The organism is Rhizobium sp. 007, assembly GCF_015353075.1.
In the GTDB taxonomy this organism is placed as follows: domain Bacteria; phylum Pseudomonadota; class Alphaproteobacteria; order Rhizobiales; family Rhizobiaceae; genus Rhizobium.
This window is the reverse complement of sequence record NZ_CP064191.1, coordinates 67,140-80,013: the sequence shown is the minus strand read 5'-3', so window position 1 is coordinate 80,013 and position 12,874 is coordinate 67,140. Positions and strand designations below refer to the sequence as shown.

General features: G+C 57.9%; 10 protein-coding genes and 2 pseudogenes. 2 read left to right on the top strand and 10 right to left on the bottom strand.

The window, feature by feature from the left end; translation table 11 throughout:
• The first annotated feature begins 68 nt into the window (after positions 1-68).
• Positions 69-545: a MaoC family dehydratase gene (locus tag ISN39_RS34330; RefSeq protein ID WP_194732391.1), complete on the top strand. Its 477-nt coding sequence runs from the start codon at positions 69-71 to the stop codon at positions 543-545.
• Between the two features lie 210 nt (positions 546-755).
• On the opposite strand, the gene ISN39_RS37400 is transcribed toward ISN39_RS34330, so the two are convergent.
• The 9 genes and pseudogenes from ISN39_RS37400 to ISN39_RS34290 all read right to left on the bottom strand — a co-directional run bounded on the left by ISN39_RS37400 (position 756) and on the right by ISN39_RS34290 (position 10,806).
• Positions 756-1,460, bottom strand: coding sequence for a DUF930 domain-containing protein (locus tag ISN39_RS37400; RefSeq protein WP_246763613.1), 705 nt, complete (start codon positions 1,458-1,460; stop codon positions 756-758).
• 287 nt (positions 1,461-1,747) lie between these two features.
• Positions 1,748-2,911 carry a TlpA disulfide reductase family protein gene (locus tag ISN39_RS34320; RefSeq protein ID WP_194732616.1) on the bottom strand — a complete coding sequence of 388 codons (1,164 nt, stop codon included), beginning with the start codon at positions 2,909-2,911 and terminating at the stop codon, positions 1,748-1,750.
• A 192-nt stretch (positions 2,912-3,103) separates the two neighbouring features.
• The gene (gene groL / locus ISN39_RS34315; protein WP_194732390.1) at positions 3,104-4,732 is read right to left on the bottom strand and encodes a chaperonin GroEL; all 1,629 of its coding nucleotides are present in this window, start codon (positions 4,730-4,732) and stop codon (positions 3,104-3,106) included.
• A 54-nt stretch (positions 4,733-4,786) separates the two neighbouring features.
• Positions 4,787-5,083, bottom strand: a complete 297-nt coding sequence (groES, locus tag ISN39_RS34310; RefSeq protein ID WP_004675403.1) for a co-chaperone GroES — start codon at positions 5,081-5,083, stop codon at positions 4,787-4,789.
• A gap of 109 nt (positions 5,084-5,192) precedes the next feature.
• On the bottom strand, positions 5,193-6,539 hold the full coding sequence (locus tag ISN39_RS34305) for a pitrilysin family protein (protein WP_194732389.1): 1,347 nt from the start codon (positions 6,537-6,539) through the stop codon (positions 5,193-5,195).
• Positions 6,536-7,846, bottom strand: coding sequence for a pitrilysin family protein (locus ISN39_RS34300; RefSeq protein WP_246763638.1), 1,311 nt, complete (start codon positions 7,844-7,846; stop codon positions 6,536-6,538). The genes ISN39_RS34305 and ISN39_RS34300 overlap by 4 nt, the downstream gene beginning before the upstream one ends.
• Before the next feature lie 1,102 nt (positions 7,847-8,948).
• Positions 8,949-9,121, bottom strand: a pseudogene (locus ISN39_RS37395) (ISAs1 family transposase); the annotation flags it as partial.
• A gap of 181 nt (positions 9,122-9,302) precedes the next feature.
• Positions 9,303-9,800: pseudogene (locus ISN39_RS34295) on the bottom strand (transposase); the annotation flags it as partial.
• Positions 9,801-10,089: 289 nt separating this feature from the next.
• Positions 10,090-10,806 (bottom strand): hypothetical protein, encoded by a 717-nt coding sequence (locus ISN39_RS34290; protein ID WP_194732615.1) that lies wholly within the window; start codon positions 10,804-10,806, stop codon positions 10,090-10,092.
• Positions 10,807-11,375: 569 nt separating this feature from the next.
• Between ISN39_RS34290 and ISN39_RS34285 the strand changes: the two genes are divergently transcribed.
• The gene (locus ISN39_RS34285; RefSeq protein WP_194732387.1) at positions 11,376-12,242 is read left to right on the top strand and encodes a transposase; all 867 of its coding nucleotides are present in this window, start codon (positions 11,376-11,378) and stop codon (positions 12,240-12,242) included.
• A gap of 196 nt (positions 12,243-12,438) precedes the next feature.
• Here the strand turns inward: ISN39_RS34285 and ISN39_RS34280 are convergent, their stop codons facing one another.
• Positions 12,439-12,861: a hypothetical protein gene (locus ISN39_RS34280; RefSeq protein WP_246763612.1), complete on the bottom strand. Its 423-nt coding sequence runs from the start codon at positions 12,859-12,861 to the stop codon at positions 12,439-12,441.
• Positions 12,862-12,874: the final 13 nt, after the last annotated feature.

Below are 12,874 nucleotides of genomic sequence, written 5' to 3'. Positions count from 1 at the left end.
CTAGCGACGCTCCTCCATCGGAGAACGCCAATACTTTCGTATTTAGAAATTGAATCAAGTGAGCTCGTATGCATGAAATCTCCCTCGCGGAAGTGTCGAGGCTGGTCGGCCAGGAAGTCGGCAAATCAGAATGGATCACCGTCGATCAAAAGATAATCAACCTCTTCGCCGATGCGACCCATGACCATCAGTTCATCCACGTGGACCCGCAACGCGCAGCGGCCGAAAGCCCGTTCGGCGGCACGATCGCCCATGGCTTCCTGACACTTTCGCTTCTGTCGGTAATGAACTTCAGTGGCATGCCGAAGATCCGCGAACAGACCATGGGCCTCAATTACGGCTTCGACCGCGTCCGCTTCATGTCGCCGGTCAAGACCGGCAGCCGTGTGCGTGGCCGCTTCGTGCTTTTGGATTGCCGCTTTCGCGCCGCCAACATGCTGGTGACCACCTGCGAGGTTACGGTCGAAATCGAGAACGAGAATAAACCGGCACTCACTGCCAATTGGATCGCTATCGTTCAGTTCGACCCCAAGGACCGGCCGTGAAGTATAGAGCGGACATCAGCGGTCTAAGGGCCGTCGCCGTTGTTCCCGCACCAACTGCTGAATGGTCGGCAGAATCTCTCCCGCTGCCGCCGCCATGGCTACAGCAGGAAGAGTTTGGTGGCTAGCTACTACAATGTAAAACGATCAACGGCCGAGGTCATTCATCAATGGGGGCCGTGACGCACCTCAAGGATGAGCTGTCCCTCGGTCCTAATCGGATGGGCTGTCGCCGACGGGCAAAGAATGCCTTTTCCACTCGCTTTCGGGAATTTCCGCTCCTAGCGAGAATTCAAACGCGACGACTTGTTCCAGATCGGGGGTGACTTCGCATTTGAACTTGACATCGTACCACTGTCGTTTGCTTCGAAGTGCTCCGCCATTCGCTTGGAGCGTCAGACCAGACAGCTTTGTGTCGGCTTTGGCGTAAGCGACCACGAAATCCGGCTGGTAGTCGGAATTCCACCTTTGGACTTGCTCCATGAGCTCGACGTTGCACACCTGAATAATTTGATCATCTCTAGCGAGCTGCCTAAGCGCCAACAGCGCTTCCTTTCTCCGCGGATCCGCCAATATCTTTGACGAAAACAGCTGTTTCGCGTGCACCATGGTGTCCCCTGCTGGGGTTGGTTCTGCAGACGCAATCGGCTTCGTGCCCGCTTCTTTGTGTGCCTCATTAGCCGACGCAGACAATGGGAGGGGCGTGCTTCTCCCCTCGATAACAGCGGAGGATCGCGACACTTCAGCTTGCGCCTCCGCCAGAATTTCAACGGTGATGCTTTGCTCTGATGGCGGGGGCAGAGGTTTCTTAGCCGGAAGCTGCCCAACTGCGCAATTGGCCATCAGGTGCAGCGTCACCGAGATTGCAACGATCCACCGAATCGCATTGGGGGCCAGCCGACCGCTTATCTCTCGCATTAGCAAGTTTGCCGCTCCCGATCATCTTCGGCTTCGACCATTCGCTAACGGAATGTGTCGTTGCGGTCCGTCAACCAGCTCGCGCGCGCCGCTTCCACGTCGGAAGTCATGCTGACGTCGGTTTAATATACTGCTGCGCCCACTTCTCGCCGACGCTGCGGTGAGCAGCGCCGCCGTTAGTGCCGTCGTTTTGAGATGCTTGCGAAAGTGGAGAGGGAGCCGATGCGCCGAGCTTTTGGTGGTCCAAACGGAATAAAAGGTCATTCAAGAGGTTTTCTTACGCATCTTCAATTCGATTTCTCTTTCTCCACCCTCGGCGTGGCACCGTTCGAGAACTTGTTATGCGGAGCGACACAGAGTGCGCCGTAGCGAACCTCCTCACCCTTGTAGTTGGCCAAGGTCTGCAGCAAATCCGACAGAAAGTCCTGTCTCATTTCGTCCGGGACTGGCTCCGGACCGTCCAGCGACTTCAGTGCCAGCTCGACCAACTCGATCGCGCGATGTTTGTTGCCGCTCTCGTAATAGTACCGAGCGACCGCCCGATAAGACAGGAACTTAGGGACGTCGCCTTGCTGGGGATTAAGTGCAAGGATGTGTTCAGACAGCTCTTTGCCCATCGCGAGACGCTCAGCAGACGGGAAGCGCGAATGGTCATACGCCGGATGGAAGAGTTGGTCTATCGCCATAATCATCCAATGCTCAGAGTTTCGTTGGATCGCGTCGCGAATCAATTGGCGGATGACGGGCAAGCCGGCCCGCATATCGTGCATTCTGTGAAGCAACAGCTGCGCATGGAGCACGCGGATATTGATGTCGTCCGGCATCAAGGCGATGCCCTCTTCGATCGCCGAGAGTGCCGTCTTCCAATCCTCTATCTTCACCGATGCCCAAAATTTATCATTGATCGGCTTCTTCAACGCTTCTTTGCGCGCTATCGGTTCGCATTCGGCGATCCGCTCCGTATCAGCGGCTTTCGCTTGATCGCTGGTGCGCCAGCTGCCGTTAAGCACTTTCGGCAAAACGTCATCGAGTTTCATCGGATCACCGATAAAGGCGATGTGGCCGTCTCGGTCGACCACGAACGAGGTCGGAATTCCGACAGAAAAGCTGGGTTCCATCCAAAGCTTTATCATTTCGCCTGTGGAGTCGAACGCGATCCGATAGTTCAGATTCGAGCACTTTTCGGTCAACCACGCGTTCAACTTGGTTCGGGCCTCATCGGCCGATGGAGCGACTTCACTTGCCGCGACTCCGATGACCTCAAGTCCGCTGTGCTTGTAGTTCTCCTGCAGCTGCACCAGATGGGGTATCGCCGACACACATGGTCCGCACCAAGTTGCCCAAAATTCGACGATGTACACCTTGCCGGGCTGGAAGATCGTGAGGGGCTCGCCACGCAGCCAGTTCTGCACTTTAATCGAGGGAGCCGGGGACTCCATACACAAGACCATATTGCTCTCCAAAGCTATTGCCAAAGGTTGCGCGACTTTATGCGCATAGGGTAGAAACGAAGACATTACGGCCCATTAGGTCAATCAGCCTTGATGCAAGTCAAACACGCCCCCGACACATCAACGGCGACCCACAATGCGAACGCGGCTGCTCTGTCGGATCATACCCGCTGTGCTAAGGCGTTCGCCTTATCACATCATTTCCATGCCACCCATGCCGCCCGGCATCGCGGGAACGTCCTTCTTCGGAAGCTCGGCGATCATGGCTTCCGTGGTGACCAGAAGACCGGCGACCGAGGCTGCGTCCTGAAGGGCGGTGCGAACGACCTGGACCGGATCGACGATACCCATGGCGATCATGTCGCCATATTCGCCGGTCTGAGCGTTGTAGCCGTAGTTATCGGAATTTCCTTCGAGCATTTTACCGACAACGATCGAAGCTTCGTCACCAGCGTTCTCAACAATCTGGCGGGCCGGAGCCTGCAGCGCGCGACGGACGATGTTGATGCCAGCTTCCTGGTCGGCGTTTTGACCCTTGACCGTCAGCTGCGAGGAGGCGCGCAGCAGCGCCACACCGCCCCCTGGCAGGATGCCTTCCTCGACTGCCGCACGGGTCGCATGCAGTGCATCGTCGACGCGGTCCTTCTTTTCCTTCACTTCGACTTCCGTCGAGCCGCCGACGCGGATGACGGCAACGCCGCCTGCGAGCTTGGCAAGACGTTCCTGCAGCTTCTCGCGATCATAGTCGGAGGTGGTTTCTTCGATCTGCGCACGGATCTGAGCAACGCGGCCTTCGATGTCGGACTTGGCGCCGGCGCCGTCGATGATCGTGGTGTTTTCCTTCTCGACAACGATTTTCTTCGCACGGCCGAGCATTTCAAGGGTAACGGACTCGAGCTTGATACCGAGGTCTTCGGAGATGACCGTACCACCGGTGAGGATCGCGATGTCCTCGAGCATGGCCTTGCGGCGGTCGCCGAAGCCCGGAGCTTTGACGGCAGCAATCTTCAGCCCGCCGCGCAGCTTGTTGACGACGAGCGTGGCAAGTGCTTCGCCTTCGACGTCTTCAGCGATGATGAGCAGCGGCTTGCCCGATTGCACGACGGCTTCGAGAACCGGAAGCATCGACTGCAGGTTGGAGAGCTTCTTCTCGTGGATGAGAACATAGGGATCCTCAAGCTCGACCCGCATCTTGTCCTGATTGGTAACGAAGTACGGCGACAGGTAGCCGCGGTCAAACTGCATGCCTTCGACGACTTCGAGTTCGGTTTCGGCGGTCTTGGCTTCTTCGACGGTGATGACGCCTTCATTGCCGACCTTCTGCATGGCCTCAGCAAGGAAACTGCCGATTTCGGCATCCCCGTTGGCGGAGATCGAGCCGACCTGGGCGATTTCGGCATTATTGGAGATCTTGCGGGCGTTGTTCTTCAGTTCCTTGACGACGGCATCGACAGCAAGATCGATACCGCGCTTCAGGTCCATCGGGTTCATGCCGGCAGCAACGGCCTTGGCGCCTTCGCGAACGATGGCCTGGGCAAGAACGGTTGCCGTCGTCGTGCCGTCGCCGGCAACGTCGCTGGTCTTGGAGGCGACTTCACGCAGCATCTGCGCGCCCATGTTCTCGAACTTGTCCTCAAGTTCGATTTCCTTGGCGACCGAAACACCGTCCTTGGTGATGCGCGGCGCGCCGAAAGACTTGTCGATCACGACGTTACGGCCCTTCGGGCCGAGCGTCACCTTGACTGCGTCAGCGAGGATATCGACGCCGCGCAGCATCTTATCGCGCGCGGTGCGGCCGAACTTAATTTCTTTAGCTGCCATTTTGAAAGCTCCGAAGGGTTGTCAGCGATTTCGGGTAAAAAGCGACCGGCTGGATCAGCCGATGATGCCCATGATGTCGGCTTCCTTCATGATCAGAAGGTCTTCGCCGTTGATCTTGACTTCTGTGCCGGACCACTTGCCAAACAGAACGCGGTCGCCAGCCTTGACGTCGAGAGCGACGACTTTGCCGGACTCGTCACGAGCGCCGGAACCGACGGCGACGATTTCGCCTTCCTGCGGCTTTTCCTTAGCGGTATCGGGAATGATGATGCCGCCTTTGGTCTTTTCTTCGGATTCAACGCGGCGAACGACGACGCGGTCGTGAAGGGGGCGGAAATTGGTGCTTGCCATTGTCTAATCCCTCGATCAACTGACAGTGCGGATCTTTGAGCGATCCGGTGAATGGTTGTTATAGATCATGAAATCTGCCGCCGAACGGGCGGGCTTTCCCTGCGAACCGTCATCCTTTCCGGCCCTCGAGCGGCGGTCCGACGATCATCACGGCGGGATCGGCGGAGAGAAGCCGTCTCGCGGCCGACCGAACGTTCTCAACGGTTACGGCCTGGATTAACTGTTTTTGCCGCTCGATATAGTCGATGCCTTGATCTTGCATCTGGATTGCGATCAGAGTGTCGGCGATCACGCTGGATGAATCGAGATTGTCGATCGCATACCTGCCGATTACATTTTTCTTCGCCGCTTCGAGCTCCTCCTCGCCGACGCCCTCCTCCGCCATCCGCCTCACCTCGGCGAGAATGAGGGAGAGCGTCTCTGCGGCGCGATCCGGGCGGGTCCTCGTGCCGATAACGAGTGCCGAGGCATGATCGTTGTTCTCGAGGCGAGATTCGATGCCGTAAGCGAGCCCTCGCTTCTCGCGCACTTCGTTCCAGAGCCTGGACGTGAACGCGCCTCCACCGAGGATGTGGTTCATCATATAGGCTGCGAAGAATTGCGGGTCTTTGCGGCTGATTCCCGGATAGGCCAGGCGCAGCCGATCCTGAGGTAAGTCATGCTGGATTCGAATTTCCTGCCCCAGCTTCGGCGCGGTTTCCGCGACCGGCACAAGGGAGGGTTCCGCAGGCAAGCCGCTGAATATCTGATCCAGATCGCGCTTGAGCGCGCCGACGTCGATTGCGCCCGCTACGGCGATGGCAAGGTTGCCGCGAGCGAAAAGTCGCGTATGAAGCGCCTTCAGATCGGAGGCCGTGATGGCGGCGAGGGATTGCACGGTGCCCTTAGACGGCCGGGAATACGGATGATCCCCATAGATCGCCTTCATCCATGCGATCTGTGCGGCCGTCTCCGGATCCTTCTCTTTTGCCGTGATACGGGAGACGATCTGGGCACGAACGCGATCCATGGCCGCCTGGTCGAAGCGCGGCTGCTCGATGGCCAGCCGGAGAAGAGCGAACGCATCATCCTTCTGATTGGCAAGCACTCGCATGCGTCCGTAGACCGCATCACGCCTCGCGTCGAATCGCATCTCGGCGCCGGCATCGTCCAGCCGTTGCTGAAAGGCGTTGCTGTCAAGGTCGCCAGCTCCTTCGTCAAACAACCTACTCATGAGATTGATAGCGCCTTCCTTATCGGAAGGATCCTGCGTGCTGCCTCCCCGGAACGCGAAACTAACGGTGATGATCGGGACCGCATAATCTTCAACCAGCCAGGCTTTGATCCCGCTCGATGCCTTGACCTCCTGGATGGCGATGGCCGCCCGAGCCGGCATCGCCGCGGCAAGGCTCAGCAATAGGAGCACAATCAGCAGTCGCTTAACCGCCTCGCACGGCAGTCCATTTAACGTCGTCATCGCCTATCTCCTGAGGATGCGTTTTCTCGCGGCAGCAGATACCCCACCACCGATCGGTCCGGATTAAGATATTTCCTGGCAACCGCCTGAACCTCAGCCGCCGTTACCCCGCGGACCCTCTCCGGCCATTTCTGCACATCCTCCGCAGTACTGCCGGTGGCGAGCGCCGCCCCGAAGATCTGGGCCATTTCCGCCTGGCTGTCGCGTGCGAAGATCATCGAGCGCACGAGGCGATTCTTGGCCTTCTCGAGTTCGACCTCCGTGACTCCAGCCCTGATGATTTTCCGAATTTCAGCTTCGATCGCGTCTTCCACCGCATCGATCTTCGCCTCGCCCCGCGGCGAGCCGTAAATTGTGAAGCTCGTCGCATCGAGTGACATTCCCTCAAAATCGGCGCTGGCAGAAGAGGCTATTCCCCGTTTCACCACCAATTCCTGGTAGAAGCGGCTGCGCGTTCCTCCGCCGAGTATTTCCGACAGAAGATCCAGGGATTCGGCTTCGCCCGGCTCGGCCGTTCTGTAGGAAGGCACCACCAAGGACTCCTGGAAGCTCGGCATGGTCACGCGCGGGTCGGTGAGCACGACCGTCCGTTTGGTGTTCTGCTCCGGCTCCTGCGGCCGCACCCGAGGCGGCAGCTCCCGACCGCGCGGTACACGCCCGTAGGTCTCCTCCGCCATCTTGCCCACCCTAGCGACGTCCACATGGCCTGCTATTACCAGTATGGCGTTGTTCGGGGCATAGTAGCGATCGTAGAACGCCATGGCGTCCCCGCGATTGAGCCGTTCTATCTCCTGCATCCAGCCTATCACCGGGATGCGGTAAGGATGGTTTTGATAGAGGGTCGCCTGCATCTCCTCGTTGAGAAGCGCCTTGGGATTGCCTTCGACCCTCAAGCGCCGCTCCTCGAGAATGACATCGCGCTCCGGCACGATCACGAGATGGCGCATCCGGTCAGCTTCAAATTCCATCATCGTCAAGAGTGCGCCCGGCGTGACCGTCTGGAAATAGGCAGTGTAGTCGGACGAAGTGAAGGCGTTCTCCTCGCCGCCTATCTCCGCGATCTTTGCGCTAAACTCGCCGGCCTGGTGCTTCGTCGTGCCCTTGAACATCAGATGCTCCAGGAAATGAGCGATGCCGGATTTGCCGGGTACCTCATCGGCGTTGCCGACCTTGTACCAGACCATTTGCGTGACGATCGGCGCCCGGTGATCGGGTATGACGACCACCTCCATGCCGTTGCTCAGCACAAAATTTCCGATCTCGGATTCGGCTCGCGAAGCTTCGACGGCCGCCGCTTCCCCGGTCATCAGAGGGTGCAGCGCGACCATGCTCAGGGCAAATGCACGAGTACGCGAAACTATTCCGGCATGCGTCATCGACCGACGCCCTCCCGCAGGTGCTGTGACAGTGCGCCCTTTGCGGACATCCAGGAACTCGTCGGGTTGGAGCGAGTGTAGAGTTTGCATTCGCGCGAAGGCAAGCGCAGCAAAAGCGCCTGTGAAGCCTCGGCTCGACTATTCCTTGGCGAGTACGGCCTCTTCATTCTTCTGCATCTGGAATGTCCTTCTGTAGGATGACCGGATGCGGGCACCGGTAGAATGAGCTTTGCTGACATTTCGACATCTCCACGCGACTATCGTTGGTCCTTGACGCATCTGCGAACGACTCGTCGCAATGTGCGTGCCAAAGCAAAAACTCCTTTTGATACAACGTAATCAATCGAACCGGTTATGTTGCAGGTCCGACACTGTCGTACATCGGACAATGCGAAGCGATACACGCCGGCTTGCCAAAAATTGATCGCCGCCCATTCAGCGATGATATTGACGAGACGCTCCGCACTCGCCTCCATCACATTCATCGGCCCCGCGCCATGACGCATTGGAAAGCCGCGAGGGGAACCTGCCGAGGTAAGGCCCGTCGAGTGGAACTGCCGCATCGATGCAACACCGTCGAGCATCCTGGCAAGAAGCAAGAGCTAGTCACAGTAGACCTCGATATGGATGACCATTCAGGAGCCGCGTCTTCTCCTGTATCTAACAAACCGAACCAGCAGTTCGGCCAGATCGCCGCCGTCCACCACATGCTTTGACATCTTCTCGCTGTTGCCTGGAGACAACGAAGTGACCAGCCAGGTCGATAGCTCAATTCCAAGACACAAAAATTGATGAGGTGAACGGCCCGCTCTAACAGCATCGACGTGCTAAAGGGTGGCGTTGTTCGAACGCCACAACAGGAGGAACCGTTCCATGGAGCCTGCGGTACGACCAGCCGTGCCGATTTCTACTCCGGCATCGACAATCAGGGCATATGCCTGACGTTGGCCCGTAGGCAGACACAACCCAGTTGCGGCTACGAAATATACCCCGAAACCGCATGGCAAAGCCGCGCAAAACAGCAAACGCTCTTGAAATGGCGCACGATGGCCAGGTTGAGTGCGCCGTGGCCTTTTCTGAGCCGCGACTGGTCGTCGTTGAAGAAGACGTCGAGGGTCCAGTGCAGAGCGTTCTCGATCAGCCAGTGGCCCGCACGGCATGAGCGGCCCGTTCGGCCGTCAGCTCGGCGGAGGCGATAAAGTATCGCGTGTCGAAGCGGCTTTTGTCCTTCATCCCAGTGCGCGAGCTGACGCGCACGATGGTTGTGGCGTCTGGCAGGCGCAACGATCAGCTAGCGGCGTATCTTGCGCCGAAGCGTTGTGTCAACGTCCGCATCATCCTGAAGGAGGTCGACTTGTGTGTTCCCGATATCCTTATCGGGCAGCAACGCTCTTCCCGTAGCGCGACCCGTAAGGCTCATCTGTTCCTCGATTGCGACCCGCAAATTCTGCATGAGATGAAATCGATCGGCCACCTGAAGTTCTTGAGGTGCGCCCTCGCGAGCGGCTTGGGCGTAGAGCCCGCATCGGTCGCGGCTGACAATCTCGACAGAAGGGTGCCCCTTAAGCCATTGCGCCGCACTTGGCGCTCCGGTCTTCAAGGAAGTCCACTACCGAACGGCGCTCGAGATCGACGATACGTGCCCGTACCGCGACGATCGTCGCCAACTCCAGTCATCTATGCCAACGACCCGGATCGGAGAGCCACGGTGGGCGATTGCAGCGTCCCGCTTCAGCTGCCGCAGGATAGTGTCGTCACTGACTGGCATGCCGAGCCGGCGCATCAATCGCTCGCCGGGGCGTCCACCTGCGCTATGGCCGAGCAGACCGACAATCTCGGCGACCCGCCTTGTCCGGCGTGCATATGGGGAAGCAACTGTCGGCAGTAGGTCTACGAACAACGCTGGCATGAGCTTGCATGATGAACCCTCTCGTTGATACGCCTTCATATTCCCCAAGCTTGGCTCCGGCGGAAGGGAGGCGTCCATGTCATCATTGCTGACGCGTTCCACAATATCTGGACCTCGAATAAAGCCGAGATCGCACGTGAGGCTCTCGACCGTATCGGTGCACTTTACGACATCGAGCGCGACCTTGCCGGGCAACGATGTCCGGCGGAAGCTTCGTCGTCCTGTAATCCTGACATGCCGAGTTTGGTGACAATCGCGCCAAGCACTATCGAGGACGCACATGCGGAGCCGGAAAATCCAGAACGCTGCTGGTATAGCTTTCGATCAATGCGCTGAAAGGCGTTCCGTCCCTCAATTTCAGCACAGCGTGATGTTCGAGAAGGAACGGCGGCACGGCAAGAGGCGCCATCGCCGACTCCGGCAGTTCGGCCCCCATTTCCCAACCTTTCGGCAGAGGTGACCAAAGTAATTCGGCCGATAAGTTTGTGCGGGCGAATTTGAGTGATTGAACAGCTCGACCAAACGATATGTCGGTCGTATTCAGCGCATTGTTCATATCAGCCGTCAGTCTTGCCGGCACGTACCAATTGTCAGCCTCTGAGAGTATGCGGTCGCCGCATGCCAAGTGAACGCGTCGATAGGAGACTGGCTCATCTGGTCCAACGGCCAATAGTTCGCGGATAAGAGCATCTGCGGGTTTGTCCTGCCCGCGGACACGGTGCGCCACGATCTTGGAGCCTTCCGGCGCCAGCTTGTGCAAAGCGCACCAACTATCGAGTGTCAACGTTGCGCTGGTATTGCTGAGGAGCTGGGCATTCAGCGTCTGGAGCACTGCGAGGGCTTGTACTCGTGACGTTGGCGTGTCCGGCCATTGTGACGGGGTGGACAATTCTTGCGCCAACGGAGCCTGCGTGCCGAGCACAATGGCAGTAGCGCCGACAAATGTGAATGTCCGGATAAATGTCCAAGGATAGAAAGCCATGAAAGATGAAATCCTTTGTGTTGCGAGTTTTAGTCTGTCGGACCGCAGCTCCCGTTTTCTGAGACCTTTGCTGGCGAGGTCAACACCATAGATGGAAGGGCCATCGCCGACGGCATAATCAATCTGCATACTGTCATGTCTCCTACGCATTGGAATGGGGGATTGCCACCCGCTAGGCTATAGTAAGGGCTCAACCGCACACCATGGGCATTCAAGGGTTTCATAGCATGGGCCAGAAACAGCAATCACATAAGCCAGTTGGCTACTCGCATCTGCAGTTGGCTACGGTCGATGGCGAGCGTCTACCGAGTTTGCAATTGGCCTCCGCCCACGTCGGAAGGTATACGCCGGCTAAAAATTCATTTTTTCAACGATTGCTCCTGTATTTTGCTTATGGCTGCGAGCTTATTTATCCTGTCCAGCAGTATGAACGTCTAGCAATGCATGAGGACAAAGAGCGATTGGCCGGTGAGACATCGCATTAACTCCTTGCTGAGAGATTCGAGCCGACGCCAAAAGTAGGCCATTCCCTCACCTGAAATCCCCTATCCCTCTTTGATCGCCTCAAGATGCAGATAGGGATCGCGATCAGGCGCCTGCTACTGGCGCACCTTGGCGGCCGCCCGGCCGAAATGCAGCTCCTCGGCCACCTCGAAATAGTCCACCTGCTTGGCCACAATACGGGCGGGCGGTCCGGCGAACGCTTGATGCAGCGGCTCGGGATGTCGATCAGCGACGACACCATCCTTAGACAAGTGAAGCGGAATGCTGCACGGGCCGACGACGACGCCCCGCCGCGGATCGTCGGCATCGATGACTGGAGTTGGAGGAAATCGTGGCGCTACGGCACGATCATCGTCGATCTTGAGCGTCGAAAGGTCGTGGACATTAGCGCCGCGCCGCGAAGCCGGGAAAAGATAAGGATAATGCGGTACCGGCTCGGATCGATCTTGCCGACAAAACATGACAATGCCCCTGTGCGTGATCCGCAAACTGGCCATTTGATCTCACCGGTTATCGCCGCCACTCTTTGCATAAAGCCGCGCGGAACGCTACCACTCAATCAGCCGCGCAAAGTCGATGCCCTCAAACAGGGATCACCAACGTTTGCTGTTTTGCGCAAGTTCGTCATGCGGTTTCGCGGTATATTTCGTAGCCGAGCTTCGACGAAACTCGGATCGATGAGGCCATTCACTCCGGGCTCGCTTCCTTGGCCCGTTTTGCCCCGCGTTCTTCGCCGTGATATCGACGCCGTCTGTAACGCTGTCGACCTGCCATGGAGCAATGGTCAGGCAGAAGGTCAGATAAACCGCCTGAAGACGATCAAACGTGGAATGTATGGCAGGGCAGGCCTTGAACTTCTTAAAGCACGGATGACGCCGATCTCCACAAAAGTGAACAAGACCCCGTTTAAGTGCCAAACGACATCAATTTAAATTTCGATGATGAGGGCCATACTGCCTTCAAGATCGGTTATTCTAAGGGGCAACTGGAAGAGACTGGCGAGGACGTGGACTTGACGGCCGGTCTGACCGCGAAGTGGCAGTGGTCGTGGCGGACTAATTGAGCCGATCGCGAGTGTCGGGTTTTCGCAGAAGCCAACTTTGGCGCAATCCTTTGCCTTCTCGATGGCTAGCGCTTCTTCTGAAACAGAACCCAGACGGCAAACGCCTTGCGATCCGATCGCGGCGCAGAGTTCAGGTCGCGGAGGGCCTGTTCGCGATTGTCGATCAAGACGAGGACGTCGGGGCCGACATATCGTGCCAGCGGGTCGTAATCGGCTCGATGTCGCTCTTCCTGCATGGTGCTGAACGTGTCAGCGAACGACAGGATTCCGTTTGGAAATGCCTTGGTCGCGGCAGCTTTGCATGAGTTCTTCGCTATCCCATGTTCGAGCGAGCGGTAGACCTGTGCCCATGCCGGATCATTGCGGGTATCGCCAGCCCCGACGAGAAGATCAGAACACTCATGGGCCAGCGTATGAAACAGGGCATAGTAGGCGGTGCTGACGCCGCGCTTCAGGTCCGCGCGGCCGCAACGGACTGGACTTCGCAAGCCTGCGGGCTGT